Consider the following 18,739-nt stretch of genomic DNA (forward strand, 5'->3'; position numbering starts at 1 on the left):
AGCATGCGCATCGATTATCATACCCATCATGAACGCTGCGGCCATGCCGTCGGGAAGCTGGAGGAGTATGTGCAGCGGGGCATCGCTCTCGGTCTTGATCAGCTCGGGCTGTCGGATCATCTGCCGCTTATCCATGTCGATCCGGAACACTATTATCCCGAGATGGCTATGCCTCTTGCAGAGCTCCCGCGATATGTGGAGGAATGCCTTACGCTGAAGGAGCGCTACCGCGGCAAGATTGAGCTGCGGGTCGGGCTGGAGGCGGATTATATTGAGGGATATGAGGAACAGATCCGCGAGCTTTTGGCACCGTATCCGTGGGATTATCTGATTGGTTCGGTACATTTCCTGGGAGAATGGGATATAACCGACCACCGGCAGACCCATGGCTGGGAAGGCCAGGATGTAATGGCGGTATACCGGCGCTATTATGATGCTGTACAGAAGTCGGCGTTATCGGGATTATATGATATTATAGGACATATGGACGTCATCAAAAGGTTCGGCTACGGACCGCGGACGCCGGAGGAGCTGGCGGAGGCTAAGAAGCTTGAGCTGGATACGCTGAAGGTCATTGCCCGCAGCGGAATCGCCATGGAGCTGAATGCTTCCGGGCTGACCAAGCCGTGCGCCGAGATGTTCCCGGCAGAGCATGTGATCATTCAGGCACTGGAGCTGGGCATTCCGCTCACTGTCGGCTCTGATGCACATGATCCCATGAAGCTGGGAGACGGCTTAACGGAGGCCCGGGAGATGCTCTGGCGCACCGGCTTCCGCGAACTGGCCGTCTTTGAAGGACGCCGCCGCACATTCGTTCCGTTCAACGTATAAATTTATAATCCCAGGAGGGTACTATGCATCATCAATTACGGATTTTTTCCGGTTCGTCGAATCCGAAGCTTGCCGCTGATATTGCGGAGCGCCTTGGTGCGCCGCTTGGCCAGATTAAGCTGACCCGTTTCAAAAGCGGCGAGATTTATGTGCATTATGAAGAGAGCATCCGGAACTGCGACGTATTTTTGGTGCAATCCCTGGCTCATCCGATTAACGAGCTGTTTGTAGAGCTGCTGGTCATGATCGATGCCGCCAAGCGCGCATCGGCCAGAACGGTCAACATTATCGTTCCCTATTACGGGTACGCCCGGCAGGAGCGCAAATCTGCACCGCGTGAGCCGATCTCAGCTAAAATGGTAGCGGATGTGCTGACCACCGCCGGCGCAACGCGCGTAATTACCATTGATCTGCATGCCGCAGCCATACAGGGATTCTTCAATATTCCGGTCGACCATCTGACGGCGCTTGATCTGATCAGCGGTTATCTGAAGGTGAAGGGCCTTACCGATCTGGTCGTGGTCTCCCCGGATGCGGGACGCGCGTCCATGGCGGAGAAGCTGGCCAGCCGGCTGGATTCGCCGTTCGCGATCATGATTAAGAAGCGTCCGGCTCATAATGAATCAGTGATTACCCATGTCATTGGAGATGTAGAGGGCAGGACGCCGATCATTATAGAAGATCTTATTGATACCGGAACCACCATTGTCAATGTGGTGGAGGGCCTGAAGGAGCGGGGCGCGCGGAACAGCATCGTCTGTGCTACACACGGACTGTTCTCCGGAGATGCGCTTGAGCGGATGGACCATCCCAATATCGAAGAGATTGTCATTACCGATTCCATTGCCCTGCCGGATGAGCATTCCAGCAGATTCGCAGTGCTCTCGGTAGCTCCCATGCTGGCTGAGGCCACACGCATTATCATCGAGGGCGGTTCCATTGATAAGCTGTTCAGAGACGCAGGGATTTAACGCCTGCGTCTTTTTTTTGGGAATGAGATGTGAGCAGGCCCTGAGGCTGCATTTTTCCAAAATATAAGAAATTATATGTTTCACACGATAACCTATCCTTCTATTTCCCGCTGAAACGGGTGCCGTCCCTGAAAGGACGGCAAAGCCGTTTCCACTTGAGCGTTTCCCTCCCGCTGGCTCTCTCTGGAGATTGAGAATCTCGTTGCCACATGTGGTATACTGTGTGAAGAAGACAGCCGGGACCATAAATGGAAACGAACAGGTAAGGCTGGGGAAGCTGACAAAAGGGAGGTGCCTTGCTTCCATGATAGAGAGAACTTCAGAGAATGTCGCGGAGAACAGTAATGTCATTCCGGTCACTCTGGATGCCAATTTTTTCTTTGAAAGAGCCGTTCGGTCGCTGGACCGCTTTCAATATGATAAGGCATTAAGAAATTTTCGCAAAGCTGTTGAATATGAGCCGGATAATCCGGTGAATCATTGCAATATGGCGGGTATATTATCTGAGATGGGCAACTATACTGCTTCTAACGAGATACTCGTCCATGTTCTGGAGAAGATCGACCCCGCTATGACGGAATGCCATTTCTACATGGCTAATAATTTCGCCAATATGGAAAGCTTTGAAGAGGCGGAGCGTTCGCTGGTCACTTATCTGGAGGAGGACGCCAGCGGCGAGTTCATGGCGGAATCCGAAGAACTGATGGAGCTGCTGCAATATGAGCTGGACCGTCCCGCTCCGCTGGTGCGTATCCGCAGCCGTGAGGGTGTGGTTGAGCATGACCGGGCGCGGAGTCTGCTGGAGGAGGGCAAGTTCCCTCAGGCTGTAGAACTGCTGGAGGAGATTACTGCCAGCACCCCGGATTTTTTGGCTGCGCATAATAATCTGGCACTCGCCCATTTCTATATGGGCCGGTTCGCCAAGGCGAAGGAATGTCTGAATGAGGTGCTGAAGCAGGACCCGGGCAATCTGCACGCTCTGTGCAATATGGCAATCTTCCTGCAGTATGCAGGGGACAAGGAGCAGCTTGAGACCCTGCTGGGTATGCTTGAGGCAACCGTTCCGTTCCATCAGGAGCATGTGTTCAAAATGGCTACCACCATGGGTATCCTGGGCAGGCATACCGCCGCTTACAGCCATTTCCGCCGTCTGCTGAAGGACGAGGAGGTCGCCGGAGACGCCGGGCTGTATCATTACTGTGCGGCGGCGGCAAGCAACAGCGGAAGATACGGAGACGCTCTGCGCTGCTGGAGACAGGCAGCCAAGCTGGACCCTGACTCCGCTGTCCCGGCGTTCTTCCTGTCCCTGCTCCAGCAGGTCCAGGCAGAAGGACGCCCTATGCCTGCTATCAGCTACAACTACCAGCTGCCCTTCCAGGAGCAGCTGAAGCAGTGGAAAGGGAATACAGGCAGGTTCACTGAAGAAGTGCGGAATAATCCGCTGCTGCGCGCCTCGTTCTTCTGGGCGCTGCGTTATGGCGATTCCGCCACGAAGCTTCAGGTGACCGAGGCTCTGCGCTGGATTGAGGATGAAGAGATGGCCGAGGTGCTGCGCGGAGTTCTGGAGCAGGAGCCGCTTCAGGAGGACCGCCTGCAGGAAGCCGCATTATTCAGCCTGCAGCGGCTGATCGGGGAGAACCTGAATGAAGCCGGCGGCTCGTCCGGTGAAGAGCAGGAGCCTGCGGCAGCTCCCGGCCTTAAGGGGATGCTGCCGGGAACCGGCGGCTTATCGCCGTCCACTACCCGTATTTGAAGCTTTGCTGTTGTAAGACACATCTACTTGTAAGGAGGCCAACGTAATGTACAAAACGATTGTAATCGGAACAGGCCCGGCCGGGCTGACTGCCGCGATTTATCTGGCGCGCGCGAACCTGAGCCCGCTGGTGATTGAAGGCTTACAGCCGGGGGGACAGCTGACAACGACGACAGAAGTGGAGAACTTTCCAGGCTTCCCTGAAGGGATTCTGGGTCCCGACCTGATGGATAATATGCGCAAGCAGGCGGAACGCTTCGGCGCTGAATTCAAGAATGGCTGGGTGGAGTCTGTGGACTTCTCACAGCGTCCGTTCAAGGTAACCGTGGACGGGATGGGTGTACTGGAAGCAGAGTCGGTCATTATTTCAACCGGGGCCTCTGCCAGATATCTGGGCATCCCGGGCGAGCAGGAGAATGTGGGACGCGGGGTCAGCACCTGCGCGACCTGTGACGGATTCTTTTTCCGCAATAAAAAGATTGTCGTGGTCGGCGGCGGGGACTCCGCGATGGAGGAAGCCAGCTTCCTGACCCGCTTCGCTTCGAGTGTAACGCTGGTTCACCGCCGTCCCGAGCTGCGGGCCTCGAAGATCATGCAGGACCGGGCACGTGACAACAGCAAGGTAACCTGGGCCTTGAACCGCACACCGGTGGAAGTAACGGTAGGAGAGACCGGAGTGAAGGGCCTTACGGTGCTTAATAATGAGACAGGTCTGACAGAGCTGGTAGAGGCAGATGGCGTGTTCGTAGCGATTGGACACACGCCCAACACGGCCTTCTTGGGCGGACAGATCAACACGGATGCCAATGGCTATATCGTGGTGAACCCGGGTACCACCGAGACCAATATTCCGGGTGTATTCGCTTGCGGCGATGTACAGGATAGCCGTTACCGTCAAGCGATATCGGCAGCAGGAACCGGCTGTATGGCCGCCATGGATGCCGAGAAGTTCTTGGAAGGCACGATGGTGCACGACTGGAGCGAATCCCTGGACAAGTAAGCCTTCTATGCATTACGGGTTTACAAGAATTACCCGAACCGGTAAAATGTATTTAATTAGATAAGATACCCACTAGGGGAGCCTGAATAGGCTGAGACGGGAAAATTGAATTCCCGGACCCTTGAACCTGATCTGGATCATACCAGCGTAGGAAAGTGGAGTCGGACCTTTTTTGAATACAGTCTTTTTGGCTGTTCCTTTAATCAAGCCGCTCCAGGTGGAGCGGCTTTTTGACTTGCAAGCATTCATATGCCTTGGGCATACATGAATCTTCAGCTCAGTCTGCTGCGTGAAATCTTATCTGAAAAGCTCATTAGAGCCATAGGAGGAGATTAGAATGCCAGAATTAATGAAGAACGGCGCGGTGGATCTTTCCGGATTCCCCGCAAGCCGTAAAGTGTATGTGGAGGGCTCACGCCCGGATATCCGGGTTCCGATGCGGGAGATCAGCCTCAGTAGAACCGAGGGTGTTGCCGGGGAGGAGGAGAATGATCCGCTTCGTGTCTATGACACAAGCGGCATTTATACGGATGCCGCCGAAGAGACGGACATTCGGAGAGGGCTGCCGCCACTCCGTGCATGCTGGATCGCGGAGCGTGGCGATTCAGAGGTATACACCGGAAGAGCCGTCCGGCCGGAGGATAACGGAATACGCAGAGAAGGGACTGTTGCCGAAGCTTGTCCCGAACTGCAGCGGCAGCCCCGGCGGGCCTATGCTGGCGGTATTGTGACCCAACTGCATTATGCAAGGCAGGGGATCATTACACCGGAAATGGAGTACATTGCAATCCGCGAGAATACCCGGCCGGAGTTCGTCAGGGATGAGGTGGCCGCAGGCCGCGCGATTATTCCGGCTAATATGAATCACCCGGAGAGCGAGCCGATGATTATCGGCCGTAACTTCCTGGTGAAGATCAATGCCAATATCGGAAATTCTGCGGTCTCTTCTTCCATTGAAGAGGAGGTGGAGAAGATGCGGTGGGCGACCCGCTGGGGGGCTGATACCATCATGGATCTCTCCACCGGCTCCAAGATTCATACCACCCGGGAGTGGATTATCCGCAATTCTCCTGTACCGGTCGGCACAGTGCCCTTATACCAGGCGCTGGAGAAGGTGAACGGCATCGCCGAGGATTTGACCTGGGAGCTCTACCGTGACACGCTGATTGAGCAGGCGGAGCAGGGGGTGGATTACTTCACCATTCATGCCGGGGTGCTGCGGCGCTATATTCCGCTGACTGCCGGGAGATTGACCGGCATCGTATCACGGGGCGGATCGATTATGGCCGCCTGGTGTCTGGCCCATCAGCAGGAGAACTTCCTGTACACACACTTCGAAGACATATGCGAGATTATGAAGACGTATGATGTGTCCTTCTCACTGGGGGATGGCCTGCGTCCCGGCTCTATTGCAGATGCCAATGACGAAGCCCAATTCGCTGAACTGGAGACGCTGGGGGAGCTGACGGCACGGGCCTGGAAGCACGATGTTCAGGTCATGGTCGAAGGTCCGGGGCATGTGCCGCTGCACAAGATTAAGGAGAATATGGACAAGCAGCTTGAGATTTGCCGGGAAGCTCCATTCTATACCCTCGGCCCGCTGACTACAGATATTGCACCCGGTTATGATCACATCACTTCGGCCATCGGGGCGGCGATGATCGGCGGGCTTGGGACGGCGATGCTGTGTTATGTTACACCTAAGGAGCATTTAGGCCTGCCTGACAAGAATGATGTGCGCGAAGGAGTCATTAGCTACAAAATTGCTGCGCATGCCGCAGACCTCGCCAAAGGTCATCCGGGTGCGCAGGACCGGGACAATGCGCTGTCCAAGGCGCGGTTCGAGTTCCGCTGGCGCGACCAGTTCAATCTCTCCCTGGACCCGGAAAGGGCGCTGGCGTATCATGATGAGACCCTCCCTGCGGAGGGGGCGAAGCAGGCGCATTTCTGCTCGATGTGCGGCCCTAAATTCTGCAGCATGCGGATTTCGCATGATATCCGTAATTCCCACAGATGGGACAAATCACTGTAACTAAGCTGTATGAATCCAGCAGAATCTTAATATTCTCAGGCTATCCCCCAAGCTGAAAGGCGTAGGGGGATAGTCTTTTTATACTTAGTGATTACAATCACAATTCGCCTCTGCACCCTATGCTAAGCTGTTACTTGAGAAGAATTCTCATTAGTGAGGTGTACATGAGGATGAGCAAAGTGTTGAAGCTGGATGAATCGGTCTTTGAGCTGGTAACCAGGCACCCGGAAGTGGTTGAGATCATGGTGGAGTTGGGTTTCCGCGATATTGCGAAGCCTGGAATGCTGCAGACTGCAGGACGATTCATGACCCTGTCCAAAGGAATGAAGTTAAAGAAAATAGAGCTGGAAACCGTTCGGCTGGCCTTTCAGCAGCAGGGTTTCGAGATTATAGAATAGAAGGGGAGATTACGATGAGCGAACTGATTAATAACCGCGAGGTCGATATTCCGGAACAGACGCGCCGCCAGGCGATGCTGAGAGAGATCATCAAGGAGCTGCATGCGGGCAAAAGTGTGGAGGAGGTTAAGGCGCGTTTTGAAGAGGCAGTAGGCGATGTTACGGTGGAAGAAATCTCCGCCATGGAACATTCCCTGATGACCGAGGAAGGCATTCCGGTAGAGGAAGTACAGCGCCTCTGCTCTGTGCATACAGCGATTTTCAAAGGCTCGATTGAACAGATTCACCGTTCTGCAAGGCCCGAGGAGCAGCCCGGTCATCCCGTGCATACGTTCAAGCTGGAGAACCGCGAGATCGAGCGTCTGGTCAACTTCCGGCTGGAGCTGCATGCGGATAAGTTCAAGAAGAACGCCAGTGATGAGATTATTTTCAAGCTGCTGGAGGATCTCAGTCTGCTACTCGATCTCGACAAGCATTACAGCCGCAAGGAGAATCTCCTGTTCCCTTACCTCGAGAAGTACGGCATTTACGGCCCTACGAAGGTTATGTGGGGGGTCGATGACGGAATCCGCAATATGATCAAGGAAGCCAAGAAGGCGCTTAGTGCCTATAACGGGGATAGCGGGCAGATTACAGCCGCACTGGAGGAAATCATTAAGGAAGTCAATGAGATGATCTTCAAGGAAGAGAATATTCTGCTCCCGATGGCGCTGGATAAGCTGACTGAGGATGAGTGGGTCAAAATCGCCCGCGAGAGTGATGAGATCGGCTTCTGCCTGACTGCACCGGAGCGGGAATGGATACCGGAACGTGCAGCGGAGCCTGAAGGCGCGGATGTTCCGGCGGAAGAAGGGGAAGGCCTGTCGCCGCAGGGCTTCATCCGGTTCGAGACCGGGCTGCTGTCGCTCCAGCAGCTGGAGACGCTGATGAATCATCTGCCGGTGGATCTGACCTTTATCGATGAGAACGATGTCGTCCGCTACTTCTCGCACGGCAAGGAACGGATCTTCGCCCGGACGAAGGCCGTCATCGGCCGCACGGTGCAGAATTGCCACCCGCCGCAAAGCGTGCATGTTGTCGAGAAGCTGCTGGCTGATTTCAAGGCCGGGGTTAAGGATGCCGAGGATTTCTGGATTAACATCAAGGATAAGTTCATCTACATCCGTTACTTCGCCGTGCGCGACGAGTCCGGCCGTTATATGGGCACGCTGGAATTCACCCAGAATATCGCACCGATCCGTGCCCTTGAGGGCCAGAAGCGGATTTTGTCGGAATAGCAGTCATGCATCCGGTGCCTTACAATAGAAGATAATGATCGGACTTTCTTGCCTGCCTGGTGAGAAAGTCTTTTTGTTGTACGGGTTGCTGCCGCGCCGAAGCTGCCATAGAACCGGTAAGGCCGGCTTTCCGCAGCCCATTGCCCCGGGTGTATCGCCTTTCCTTGACCGCAGGGGAGGCTTCTATTATAGTGGGTACGTAGGATTAACTATTTTAGCATAGAAAAAGGTGGCTTGTTACATGTCTGAACATATCTACGTTGGCGTGGATTTAGGTGGTACCACGATTAAGGTTGGAATCTGTAATGCCGAGGGAAGCCTGCTGCACACTTACGAGGGTCCGACAGGAACTGCGGATGGCGTCGAAGCTGTTATCGATAATATCGAGAAGTATGTGCGCCAGATTGTGGAGGACTCTCCGTACTCCTGGGACCAGCTGGCTGGTGTGGGTGCGGGACTGGCCGGATTTACGAATATTCGTGAAGGAATCATCATCCTTGCGCCCAACATAGGATTTAGAGATGTGCCGATCCGCTCCATTCTGGAGGGTCGTCTGAACAAGCCAGTCAAAATAGACAATGATGCCAACGTGGCAGCACTCGGCGAAGCCTGGAGCGGTGCAGGGCGCGGTATAGAGAATTGCGTCTGCTATACGCTCGGGACGGGTGTCGGCGGCGGTATTATTATTAATGGTAAGGTGTATCAGGGCTTTGCCGGTCTGGCCGGTGAGCTGGGTCATATCTCCGTGGTGCCCGATCTGGAAGCGATCCAGTGCGGCTGCGGGAACATGGGCTGTTTGGAAACCGTTTCCTCGGCGACAGGCATTATCCGCATGGCCAATGATGCAGTAGCCCGTGGAGACCGTACCTCCCTGTCCACTGTAGAGAAGATTGCTGCGAAGGAAGTGTTCGATGCCGCGAAGGCGGGCGATGAAGCCGCGCTGCGGATTGTGAACCGGGCAGCCTTCTACCTGGGCAAATCGATGGCTTCCGTTGCAGCTGTGCTGAACCCTGAAGTATTTATCGTCGGCGGAGGCGTCTCCAAGGCAGGCGATATTCTGTTTGATGAAGTCCGCCGGGTGTTCGCCAAGCTGGCGCCTGCACCTCTGCAGACCGGTGTAACGATTGTGCCTGCAGCGCTAGGCAATGATGCCGGTATTATTGGTGCGGCAGGTCTGCTGCTCCGTTCTTAAAAGACTGGAATTCTTCATATACTAATCATAGGGAGGGATGCTGTAATGACCGACCACGAGCAAGCCCTGCCCGCTCATGCCACCCTGATAATCATTACAGGCATGTCGGGTGCAGGCAAGACGATTGCTGTGCAGAGCCTGGAGGATCTGGGGTTCTTCTGCGTGGATAATCTTCCGCCTGTGCTAATCCCGAAATTCGCTGAGCTGATTGAGCAGTCCAAGGGTAAAATCGCCAAGGTGGCGCTGGTCATCGACCTCAGGGGCCGGGAATTCTTCACCGCCCTGTCGGAGTCTCTGGCCTACATCAAGGACGAGTCGACGATCGGCTTCGAGATTCTTTTCCTGGACGCCACAGATTCAGTGCTTGTCCAGCGCTACAAGGAGAGCCGGAGGCATCATCCGCTTGCACCCAAGGGCATGCCGCTGGACGGCATCCGCATGGAGCGCCAGATGCTGGAGGAGCTGAAGAATACAGCTACCCTGTGTCTGGATACAAGCAGCATGAAGCCGGCCCAGCTCAAAGAAAGAATAGTGTCACGCTTCTCCCACCTCGGGAAAAGCACCCTCTCTGTTAACATTACTTCGTTTGGATTCAAGTATGGGATTCCGATTGATGCTGACCTGGTGTTCGATGTCCGCTTCCTGCCTAATCCTCATTATGTGGATCAGCTGCGGCCCAAGACAGGCCAAGACAACGAGGTGTACGACTACGTAATGAAATGGCCTGAAACGCAAGAATTCCTGACCAAACTGTTAGATATGCTGCAATTCCTTATTCCGCAATACCGCAAGGAAGGCAAATCCCAGATTATTATCGGCATCGGCTGTACCGGCGGCAAACACCGTTCGGTAGCCATCGCCGAATACCTGGGCAAAATGCTGGGGGTGAGCGAGACGGAAATGGTAGCAGTCAGCCACCGGGATTCGGAACGCGACCGGCATTGATGAGAGAAGGGATGAGTAGTGTCTGAAGAACAAGTACAGCGTCCGAAGATCGTCGTGATGGGCGGCGGTACCGGACTCTCCGTGATGCTCCGGGGGCTGAAGGAGAAGCCGCTTGATATCACAGCGATCGTAACTGTCGCCGATGACGGGGGAAGCTCCGGGATTCTGCGCAGTGAGCTGCAGATGCCGCCGCCCGGCGATATCCGCAACGTACTTACGGCTATGGCTGACGTTGAGCCGCTGATGGCGCAGATTATGAAGTACCGCTTCAGCAGCGGGGAAGGACTTGCCGGACACAGCCTGGGCAATCTGATTCTGGCTGCACTGACCGACATATCCGGAGATTTCGTTACAGCAGTCCGGGAACTGAGCCGGCTCTTCGCCGTTCGCGGCCGGGTGCTGCCTGCGGCCGGTGAAGCTGTCATCCTGCATGCCGAGATGGCGGATGGGACGCTGATTACCGGCGAATCCAAGATCCCGGAGGCCGGCGGCGTCATCAAGCGTGTGTTCCTGGAGCCTGTGGATGTGGAGCCGCTGCCGGAGGCGCTGGAGGCGATCCGGAGTGCGGATGCTATCCTGCTTGGTCCGGGCAGTCTGTATACCAGCATTTTGCCGAATCTGCTGGTGCCGAAGCTGGCGGAAGCCGTGGTGGCTTCAGATGCGATTAAGATTTTTGTATGCAATGTGATGACCCAGCCGGGTGAAACGGACAATTATACGGTCAATGACCACCTTCAGGCGGTATATGATCATATCGGGCTGCATCTGTTCGATTATGTCATTGTGAATGACGGCGAAATCCCGGAGCAGGTTCAGATTAAATATGCCGAGAAGGGCGCCCGCCCGGTCCAGCTTGACCGCGAGGCCGTGGATGGGAACGGATATAAGGTGATTGCCGACAAACTGGTATTATTCAGAACCTATTTGCGGCATGATACAGATAAGCTGAGCCATCATATTTTCCAGCTTGTCCAGGATTGGATTGACCGAAAAGAGTGAACATGAAAGAGGTGAGCCCCTTGTCTTTTGCGGCCCTTACCAAAAAAGAGCTGACGATGGTCGAGAGCCAGCCCTGCTGCGAGAAAGCAGAAATGTCGGCGCTGATCCGAATGAACGGTTCGGTGCAGCTTTCGAGCAAAAAGGTAGTCCTCGACATTTCGACGGAGAACGCCGCGATTGCAAGGCGGGTATATTCTTTGCTTAAGAAATATTACCAGGTCCATATCGAGCTGCTCGTGCGTAAAAAAATGCGTTTGAAGAAGAATAACGTCTATATCGTAAGAATCCCGAACCAGGTCCAGGAGATCCTGAAGGATCTGCGGATTGTCTCTGAAGGCTTTATTTTCACTGACGGGATTGATGAGGAGATTGTCGGCAAGAATTGCTGCAAGCGTGCCTATCTGCGCGGGGCCTTCATGGCCGGCGGTTCGGTGAATAACCCCGAGGGCTCTTCGTACCACTTGGAAATCGCTTCCATGTATGAGGAGCACTGCAAAGCGCTCGTGGAGCTGGCTGGTGAATTCCACCTGAATGCCCGCTGCATAGAACGCAAAAAAGGCTTCATCCTATACATCAAGGAAGGCGAGAAGATTATCGAGTTCCTCAGTCTGATCGGAGCCCATCAGGCGCTGTTCAAATTCGAGGATGTGCGGATCATGCGCGATATGCGCAACTCGGTCAACCGGATTGTGAACTGCGAGACGGCTAATCTGAACAAGACGATCAGTGCGGCGGTCCGTCAGATTGAGAACATCAAGCTGCTGCAGCGCGAGGTGGGTCTGGAAAGTTTGCCGGATAAGCTGCGGGAGGTTGCAGAGATCAGACTGGCTCACCCGGATATTAACCTCAAGGAAGTCGGGGACATGCTGGGCGGGACGGTCAGTAAATCGGGTGTGAACCACCGTTTGCGCAAAATTGATGAGTTGGCGGACAAGGTCCGCGGGGGCTGATTATTTTTTTTCTAGTGCGGTATGCGTTATAATGATATAATATTATAAAATTAATGTGAAATTTTTGGGCAGATCTCAAATAGGGGGTAAGCGTTTCATGACAAAGCACCCGGTAGTTGTTCGGTTGAAGACGGGGCTCCATGCTCGGCCGGCAGCATTGTTTGTGCAAGAAGCTAATAAGTTTTCGTCGGAGATTTTCGTGGAAAAAGACGATAAAAAAGTAAACGCCAAAAGTATCATGGGCATTATGAGCCTTGCGATCAGTTCCGGTACGGAGATTCATATCAGCGCAGACGGTGCAGATGCGGAACAGGCTGTAACCGCTTTGACCAGTCTGGTAAGCAAGGAAGAACTTGAGAATCAATAAAGGCTACATTGTCTTACCGAAAGCCCTTAGGGGCTTTTTTTCATATCAATTCATATATCGATTCATAGGACAAGGGGAGGAAAAGGGATGCAGATTCAAGGCGGAGTCTCATTAGTGGAGCCAACGGAGGCGCTTAGAGCGCCGTATTTAGCCTTTTATGAGGAGTGGAAGGCCAGTGGAGAGCCGTTTGTGCCCTGGGTGACGGAGATGGACCCGGCTGACTTTGCCGGTATGGTTCGGTCTCTGCGCGAGTATGCCAGTGGTGTGGATATCCCGGACGGGTGGGTGAGCAGTTCAACCTTCTGGCTGGTGACTGCGGACAAGCGGGTAGTGGGCGCTGTGAACATCAGGCACCGGCTGACGGACAGGCTGCTCCATTCGGGCGGACATATCGGTTATGGCATCGTCCCCTCTGCGCGCAGACAAGGCTACGCCAGTGAGCTTCTGAAGCAGGCGCTTCATAAGGCAGGCGAACTGGGTATTGAGCAGGCACTCGTGGTCTGTGACGCCGCCAATACCGCCTCGGAACGGACAATCCGCAGGAATGGCGGGATAGAGGATAAGGAAACTATCGAAGCGGACGGTAATGTTATCCGGCGGTTCTGGATCAGGACTCCATCAAATATTAAATAACGTTCATTCCCTATGCAACATTTACCACGCTGGCCCGTCTAGAGGGTACCAACACTTAAAACGAAGCGAAAGGGGATGGCAAGCATGAGAAAATGGGGTAAATCGTTTGGAGCAGTATTGCTGGCAGGGAGCTTGATGATGGGAGGAATGGGGTTGAGCGGAGTGGTGAAGGGTCCTGAAAAGGCTTACGCCGACGAGGTGCAGAAGAACATTGTGAGCGTGGTGGGCAAAGGCGAGTTGTCGATCAAGCCGGATATCGCTTATCTCTCCATCGGGGTGAGCACTACAGCGGATACTGCACAGGAGGCACAGAAGGGTACAGCGGCGAAAATCTCCAAGCTGACGGCATTGTTCAAAACCACTTGGGGTATAGCCGACAAAGACATCCAGAGCAGCCAGTTCAACGTACAGCCTAATTACACCTACACGGAGAAGGACGGCCAGAAGGTCAAAGGCTATAATGCCCAGCACACTCTGGAGGTATCGTACCGTGATCTGACGAAGGTTGGGCAACTTTTGGACGCAGCCTCTGCGGCCGGGGCGAATAACATCGGCAATGTGCGGTTTGCCATTGAAGATCCATCGGCTTTTGAAGCTCAGGTAATCGAGAAGGCTATGCAGAATGCAGATGTCAAAGCAGCAGCCATTGCCAAGGCGGCGAAACGCGGAGTGGGCCAGGTGGTTACGGTGATTCAGAGCGATGACGGTAATCATCCGGTGGTCTACGCTGAAGCGGCCTCCATGCAGAAGATGTCCATGGATAACAATGCCGGCAGCTCCGTTGAGCCCGGGCAGGTTAAGGTCATTACACAATTGAGTGTAACGTATGAACTGAAATAAAATGTGTCGCAAGAGGCGCTTGCTCTGCTGGTTACAGCGGGGCAGGCGCTTTTATATAATAATATATGAATGTATATAGATGCACACATGCGCTATCGAAAGCTCTCAATTTGTTTAAATTGAGGTAACAGGATCTTTAGATAATCATGGCAAACCTTAAGAAACTGTAAGGCGGATTGTAACATCCCTCGTCCGTTCTTTTACTATAATAGGAACAGTGATAACGAGGAACACACATCATGACTAATTATACCACCAGGTGGAAGGGGAATTAACAATGAATACGAACTCTAAGAAATACATCCGCAAATGGGGTGCGGGAATGCTCGCAGCCGGAATCCTGCTGGGCGGAACAGGAATACTCCAAGCGGGCATTACTGAGGCTGCTCCGGCAGCCGCTCAGGTCAAAGCCAAATCCTCCTCGGTAGTGCTGAAGGTTAACGGTAAAAGTACAGCCCAGACGGGGCTGCTCCAGGAAGGAAAGGTATGGGTACCGGTGACCTTCATGCGCGATGCGCTGGGGATGCCGCTCTCTTATGATAAAGCGGAGAAGACCTACTCCATAGGAACAGGTACTGCGCAAATGAAGTTGGCGAACATGGATTACGGCATTATGATCAGTGTGAACAACTATTATATCGGCGAATATCAGGGCAAACAACTGAATAACCGGCTCTATGTGCCATTCGAACTGTTAAGTGATTACATGGGCTATAAAGGCGACTGGAGCGCAGCCGCAGGACAGCTGAATGTTACGAAAAGAACGCAGAATGCCATAACGATCAAGACAGCGAGCTATACGAAGGACTATAAGGATGCGCCTATCCGGCTGGACTATCCGGTTGTCAGCGGCCTGGCAAGTGCAGAGGCTGAGAAGGCGATCAATGCTACGATTAAGCAGACTGTTCTGCAATTCGCAGCCGGGGCTGAGGATCAAATCACCAAGCGCTCGAAGGATGACCGTCCTTATGAATTTGAAGGCGGCTATGTAGTTACCTATAATCAGGATGGGGTGCTCAGCCTGGTCACTAACCAATACGAGTATACCGGCGGGGCCCACGGGATGACTTACCGCAACGCCTTTACCTTCTCGGTGAAGGACGGCAAACGACTGCTGCTGGGCGACCTGTTCGGGGCGAATCCCAACTATAAGAAGCAGCTTAATGCCAAGCTGTCCGCCGGGCTTAAGGCTACCGGCGGCTACCTGGGCGGGTTCAACGGCCTGAATACCGAGAAGTATTTCTATCTGAAAGATGGCAAAGCGGTACTCTTCTTCCAGTTGTACGACTACACGGCATATGCTGAAGGCTTCCCGGAATTCACCTTCAGCTTCAAAGAACTCCTGCCGGACGGAAGCAGTCCGTTCGCAGCGCTGAAATAATATACAGGTTGTCCAAAGAATGCCCTTGTGTCTCCCTCCGGGAGACCAGGGGCATTCTTCATGCAGAGCCTATTCAGGCTAACCTGCCGTTACCACTCCACCGGAAAAGTCATAAGCTATAGAAGGCAAGCAGCTTATAACGAGGAGGGAAGGTTATGGTCTATGCCTATACGGCGATCGGGGATTCACTTACAACCGGATTCGGGGCGCTGCCCGGGAACGGCTTCGTGCCCATCTACCGCCGGATGGCGGAAGGGCGGTTGGACTCGCCGGTGATGCCGGCGAATCTTGGGGTCAACGGTCTGACCACCGGGGGGCTGAAGCAACGGCTGAGTACCTCTAAGGTCTACCGGGCAGCGGTGACCGATGCACAGATCATTACGATGTCCATTGGCGGCAATGACTTGATTAAGGCAGCCCGGGCAGCCGGGCCCAGACCCGGAGCATTCCAGGGTCTGCTGTCGCAGGCACTTAAGGATTGCAAGCGTAACTACAGCGACATCATGGGTATGCTGGCACAGCTCAAAGCGGGTACCCGCACTCCCTATATTATCCGATTGGTGGGCCTATATAATCCCTATCCCCAGGTGGATGAGGCCACAGAGTGGGTAAGGCAGTTCAACCGCTATGCAGCAGGCTACAGCAGTATTCACGTAGGATTCGCTTCGATCTATCATGAGTTTGCCGGCAATGAGCGGGGGCTGCTGTTCCTGGACCATATTCACCCAAACGGCAGAGGCTACCGGGTAATCGCAGGCAAGCTGGACGCTCTGGGGTACAGAGGCTTGAGGTAGGTATGGATAGACATAGCAAAGAGGCTGGAACAGGACCGGACCGGTCTGTTACAGCCTCTTCATGTATTCCTTGAAGCAGTTACTTATACGCCTGTTGGCAGTGTCTTCTCAATCACTTTGTCCACGATGCCATATTCGGCAGCGTCAGCAGCGCTCATGAAGTAATCGCGGTCGGTATCCTTCTCGATCTTCTCCAGCGGCTGGCCTGTACGTTCGGACAAGATGCGGTTCAGCTTCTCGCGCAGCTTGATGATGCGGCGGGCACGGATCTCGATATCCGAAGCCTGGCCCTGGGCACCTCCGAGCGGCTGGTGAATCATGATTTCGCTGTTCGGCAGGGCGAAGCGCTTGCCCTTGGCGCCGGCGTTCAGCAGGAACGCTCCCATGGAGGCGGCCATCCCTACACAGATGGTGGATACATCCGGTTTGATATATTGCATTGTATCGAAGATTGCCATACCCGCTGTAATGGAACCGCCTGGGCTGTTCACATACAGGTGAATATCCTTATCCGGGTCCTCGGCAGCCAGGAAGAGCATTTGTGCGATGATGGAATTGGCTACCACGTCATTAACCTCCGTTCCAAGGAAAATGATGCGGTCCTTCAGCAGGCGGGAATAGATGTCATAAGCGCGCTCACCGCGGTTGCTCTGTTCTACTACCATAGGAATATAACTCACGTGGAAAACCTCCTTGAAATTGGTGCTTCGAATGTGTTCATTTTTTACTGTTACCGTATTAACCACATGATAAACAAATTCAAACAAAAAGTCAAAGAAAGTCAAACTTACTTTCAAAAAAAAGAGCCCGCAAGGGGCTCATTGGTTAAATATAATATAATTGCTGCTAAAATATGTACTAAATTTGAAAAAAATGGCGCGCCCGCCAAGAATCGAACTTGGATCTCAGGCTTCGGAGGCCTACGTCATATCCATTGGACCACGGGCGCAACAGAAATTATTATAATATACTTTTCTGACAAAAGCAATGTGTATTAAGCATCCCGCTCAAAAATAGTTTAGCCTGCCTTCACCCTTCCTTCATAAAGAGAGCCGGGGCAGCGCTTCCAGCCTGCGGACTATTGGACAAGCCCATGTATAAGATGAAAGCGGGCTGAGAATTATAGTCTCGGAACACTTGCACTCGGCGTCAGTTTTGGGTAGAATATGGGTGGGACTTAAAAAGTTAACCCGGGACATTTTGAGACCACGAACAAGGGATAAGAGAAAGACGAAGTTGCAGGAGTGAAAGCATGCGTAATCTATTGGAAATCCAAAAGCAGCTTCTGCCTGATCTCATGGAAACCCTTAAGAGACGGTATACGATTCTACATCAGATCATGCTGTCCGATATTATTGGGCGCAGGACGCTTGCCGCTTCGCTTGATATGACTGAGCGGGTACTGCGCGCCGAGACGGATCTTCTGAAATCGCAGGGGCTCATTGAGATCGAGAGCGTCGGTATGCGCATTAGCGATGCCGGTCGCAGACTGCTTGACCTGCTGGAGCCGGTCGCCAAGAGCCTATTCGGCCTGGATGATCTGGAAGAGAAAATTCGTACAACATACGGTCTCACCAAAGTCATTGTGGTACCTGGCGACTGTGAAACATCGCCGTTCACCAAGCGTGAACTGGGGCGCGCAGGCTCCAAGGCACTGCTCAGCGTACTGCGCAGTGACGACACGATTGCCGTCACAGGCGGATCAACCCTGGCCGAGATGGCCGATCAGCTGACCCCGCCGCTCTCCCATTCCTATAAGAACGCCTGGGTTGTTCCGGCGCGTGGAGGACTGGGAGAGAGCATGGAGATACAGGCCAACACCATTGCTTCAACCATGGCCAAGCGGATTGGTGCCAATTACCGTCTGCTGCATGTGCCCGATCTGCTTAGCGGAGACGCTTATCAGTCGCTTGCACAGGACTCCAATATTGGAGAGATTGTACAAATTATCCGCAGATCGCGTATTATTGTACATGGAATAGGTGATGCCATTGAAATGACTCACCGCCGCAAGCTGGACTCCGAGACAATCTCTGAGATTCAGGGTGAAGGGGCCGTAGCCGAATCCTTCGGGTACTATTTCAATGAGGATGGCGAAGTGGTTCACACCATGCTGACCATGGGGCTGCGCCTGGAAGACATTATCCGTACAGAGGTCGTTATCGGTATTGCCGGAGGCAAACGCAAGGCGAAGGCCATTCATGCGATGCTGCGGTTCGGGCAAGAGGATATTCTCGTGATAGACGAGGCGGCGGCTGTCGAAATCGGCAGGGAAATCGACACACAGCTACAAAAGGTCCTATAGATTCCATTAAATGGGGCGCGCGCAAAGGTATTATGCATTATACTTAACCTTGTTGTCTTGACGAGCCTCAC

The 18,739-nt window shown here is 53.6% G+C and carries 18 protein-coding genes, 1 tRNA gene and 1 riboswitch; of the genes, 17 read left to right on the forward strand and 2 right to left on the reverse strand.

The annotated features are described in order from the left end of the window. Nucleotides 1-3: 3 nt before the first annotated feature. The 16 genes from hisJ to MHH28_RS23585 all read left to right on the forward strand — a co-directional run bounded on the left by hisJ (nt 4) and on the right by MHH28_RS23585 (nt 16,363). Nucleotides 4-831, forward strand: a complete 828-nt coding sequence (gene hisJ / locus MHH28_RS23510; RefSeq protein WP_405106021.1) for a histidinol-phosphatase HisJ — start codon at nt 4-6, stop codon at nt 829-831. 23 nt (nt 832-854) lie between these two features. Further along, nucleotides 855-1,802, forward strand: coding sequence for a ribose-phosphate diphosphokinase (locus MHH28_RS23515; protein WP_405106023.1), 948 nt, complete (start codon nt 855-857; stop codon nt 1,800-1,802). Nucleotides 1,803-2,106: 304 nt separating this feature from the next. Beyond that, nucleotides 2,107-3,555, forward strand: coding sequence for a tetratricopeptide repeat protein (locus MHH28_RS23520; protein WP_405106025.1), 1,449 nt, complete (start codon nt 2,107-2,109; stop codon nt 3,553-3,555). A gap of 46 nt (nt 3,556-3,601) precedes the next feature. Continuing rightward, nucleotides 3,602-4,555, forward strand: coding sequence for a thioredoxin-disulfide reductase (trxB, locus tag MHH28_RS23525; RefSeq protein ID WP_405106027.1), 954 nt, complete (start codon nt 3,602-3,604; stop codon nt 4,553-4,555). Between the two features lie 64 nt (nt 4,556-4,619). Further along, nucleotides 4,620-4,726, forward strand: a riboswitch (TPP riboswitch). Between the two features lie 166 nt (nt 4,727-4,892). After that, nucleotides 4,893-6,587, forward strand: coding sequence for a phosphomethylpyrimidine synthase ThiC (gene thiC / locus MHH28_RS23530; protein WP_405106029.1), 1,695 nt, complete (start codon nt 4,893-4,895; stop codon nt 6,585-6,587). A gap of 170 nt (nt 6,588-6,757) precedes the next feature. Beyond that, nucleotides 6,758-6,985 (forward strand): DUF1858 domain-containing protein, encoded by a 228-nt coding sequence (locus MHH28_RS23535; RefSeq protein WP_405106031.1) that lies wholly within the window; start codon nt 6,758-6,760, stop codon nt 6,983-6,985. 14 nt (nt 6,986-6,999) lie between these two features. Further along, nucleotides 7,000-8,262: a DUF438 domain-containing protein gene (locus MHH28_RS23540; protein ID WP_405106033.1), complete on the forward strand. Its 1,263-nt coding sequence runs from the start codon at nt 7,000-7,002 to the stop codon at nt 8,260-8,262. Nucleotides 8,263-8,503: 241 nt separating this feature from the next. After that, complete coding sequence (locus tag MHH28_RS23545; RefSeq protein ID WP_405106035.1) at nt 8,504-9,454, forward strand: ROK family glucokinase; 951 nt, start codon at nt 8,504-8,506, stop codon at nt 9,452-9,454. A gap of 45 nt (nt 9,455-9,499) precedes the next feature. Further along, nucleotides 9,500-10,399, forward strand: coding sequence for an RNase adapter RapZ (gene rapZ, locus MHH28_RS23550; protein WP_405106037.1), 900 nt, complete (start codon nt 9,500-9,502; stop codon nt 10,397-10,399). Between the two features lie 57 nt (nt 10,400-10,456). Continuing rightward, nucleotides 10,457-11,398, forward strand: a complete 942-nt coding sequence (yvcK, locus tag MHH28_RS23555; protein WP_405117224.1) for a uridine diphosphate-N-acetylglucosamine-binding protein YvcK — start codon at nt 10,457-10,459, stop codon at nt 11,396-11,398. A gap of 20 nt (nt 11,399-11,418) precedes the next feature. Beyond that, complete coding sequence (whiA, locus tag MHH28_RS23560) at nt 11,419-12,348, forward strand: DNA-binding protein WhiA (protein WP_036726258.1); 930 nt, start codon at nt 11,419-11,421, stop codon at nt 12,346-12,348. Between the two features lie 97 nt (nt 12,349-12,445). Beyond that, a complete protein-coding gene (locus MHH28_RS23565) occupies nt 12,446-12,715 on the forward strand; it encodes an HPr family phosphocarrier protein (RefSeq protein WP_036690075.1) in 270 nt (89 codons plus the stop codon). A gap of 87 nt (nt 12,716-12,802) precedes the next feature. Continuing rightward, nucleotides 12,803-13,348 (forward strand): GNAT family N-acetyltransferase, encoded by a 546-nt coding sequence (locus MHH28_RS23570; protein ID WP_405106039.1) that lies wholly within the window; start codon nt 12,803-12,805, stop codon nt 13,346-13,348. 84 nt (nt 13,349-13,432) lie between these two features. Further along, entirely contained in the window at nt 13,433-14,188 is a 756-nt protein-coding gene (locus MHH28_RS23575) for an SIMPL domain-containing protein (RefSeq protein ID WP_405106041.1), read from the forward strand. Between the two features lie 277 nt (nt 14,189-14,465). Then, nucleotides 14,466-15,569 (forward strand): PdaC/SigV domain-containing protein, encoded by a 1,104-nt coding sequence (locus tag MHH28_RS23580; RefSeq protein ID WP_405106043.1) that lies wholly within the window; start codon nt 14,466-14,468, stop codon nt 15,567-15,569. A gap of 155 nt (nt 15,570-15,724) precedes the next feature. Next, entirely contained in the window at nt 15,725-16,363 is a 639-nt protein-coding gene (locus MHH28_RS23585; protein ID WP_405106045.1) for a GDSL-type esterase/lipase family protein, read from the forward strand. Between the two features lie 83 nt (nt 16,364-16,446). Here the strand turns inward: MHH28_RS23585 and clpP are convergent, their stop codons facing one another. Together clpP and MHH28_RS23595 are read right to left on the reverse strand one after the other, a co-directional pair. Beyond that, entirely contained in the window at nt 16,447-17,043 is a 597-nt protein-coding gene (gene clpP, locus MHH28_RS23590; RefSeq protein WP_036690083.1) for an ATP-dependent Clp endopeptidase proteolytic subunit ClpP, read from the reverse strand. Between the two features lie 194 nt (nt 17,044-17,237). Beyond that, nucleotides 17,238-17,312: transfer RNA gene (locus tag MHH28_RS23595), tRNA-Arg, on the reverse strand. A gap of 303 nt (nt 17,313-17,615) precedes the next feature. Here MHH28_RS23595 and MHH28_RS23600 point away from each other — a divergent pair. Continuing rightward, nucleotides 17,616-18,668: a sugar-binding transcriptional regulator gene (locus MHH28_RS23600; protein WP_405106047.1), complete on the forward strand. Its 1,053-nt coding sequence runs from the start codon at nt 17,616-17,618 to the stop codon at nt 18,666-18,668. Nucleotides 18,669-18,739 lie beyond the last annotated feature (71 nt).

Origin of the sequence: Paenibacillus sp. FSL K6-1217 (genome assembly GCF_045040735.1) — a bacterium.
GTDB lineage: Bacteria > Bacillota > Bacilli > Paenibacillales > Paenibacillaceae > Paenibacillus_AQ.

What these genes read in the sequence shown, in the direction of transcription:
- hisJ (WP_405106021.1), top strand. Translation starts at nt 4, where the DNA reads ATGCGCATCGATTATCATACCCATCATGAACGCTGCGGCCATGCCGTC.
- MHH28_RS23515 (WP_405106023.1), top strand. Translation starts at nt 855, where the DNA reads ATGCATCATCAATTACGGATTTTTTCCGGTTCGTCGAATCCGAAGCTT.
- MHH28_RS23520 (WP_405106025.1), top strand. Translation starts at nt 2,107, where the DNA reads ATGATAGAGAGAACTTCAGAGAATGTCGCGGAGAACAGTAATGTCATT.
- trxB (WP_405106027.1), top strand. Translation starts at nt 3,602, where the DNA reads ATGTACAAAACGATTGTAATCGGAACAGGCCCGGCCGGGCTGACTGCC.
- thiC (WP_405106029.1), top strand. Translation starts at nt 4,893, where the DNA reads ATGCCAGAATTAATGAAGAACGGCGCGGTGGATCTTTCCGGATTCCCC.
- MHH28_RS23535 (WP_405106031.1), top strand. Translation starts at nt 6,758, where the DNA reads ATGAGCAAAGTGTTGAAGCTGGATGAATCGGTCTTTGAGCTGGTAACC.
- MHH28_RS23540 (WP_405106033.1), top strand. Translation starts at nt 7,000, where the DNA reads ATGAGCGAACTGATTAATAACCGCGAGGTCGATATTCCGGAACAGACG.
- MHH28_RS23545 (WP_405106035.1), top strand. Translation starts at nt 8,504, where the DNA reads ATGTCTGAACATATCTACGTTGGCGTGGATTTAGGTGGTACCACGATT.
- rapZ (WP_405106037.1), top strand. Translation starts at nt 9,500, where the DNA reads ATGACCGACCACGAGCAAGCCCTGCCCGCTCATGCCACCCTGATAATC.
- yvcK (WP_405117224.1), top strand. Translation starts at nt 10,457, where the DNA reads ATGGGCGGCGGTACCGGACTCTCCGTGATGCTCCGGGGGCTGAAGGAG.
- MHH28_RS23565 (WP_036690075.1), top strand. Translation starts at nt 12,446, where the DNA reads ATGACAAAGCACCCGGTAGTTGTTCGGTTGAAGACGGGGCTCCATGCT.
- MHH28_RS23570 (WP_405106039.1), top strand. Translation starts at nt 12,803, where the DNA reads ATGCAGATTCAAGGCGGAGTCTCATTAGTGGAGCCAACGGAGGCGCTT.
- MHH28_RS23575 (WP_405106041.1), top strand. Translation starts at nt 13,433, where the DNA reads ATGAGAAAATGGGGTAAATCGTTTGGAGCAGTATTGCTGGCAGGGAGC.
- MHH28_RS23580 (WP_405106043.1), top strand. Translation starts at nt 14,466, where the DNA reads ATGAATACGAACTCTAAGAAATACATCCGCAAATGGGGTGCGGGAATG.
- MHH28_RS23585 (WP_405106045.1), top strand. Translation starts at nt 15,725, where the DNA reads ATGGTCTATGCCTATACGGCGATCGGGGATTCACTTACAACCGGATTC.
- MHH28_RS23600 (WP_405106047.1), top strand. Translation starts at nt 17,616, where the DNA reads ATGCGTAATCTATTGGAAATCCAAAAGCAGCTTCTGCCTGATCTCATG.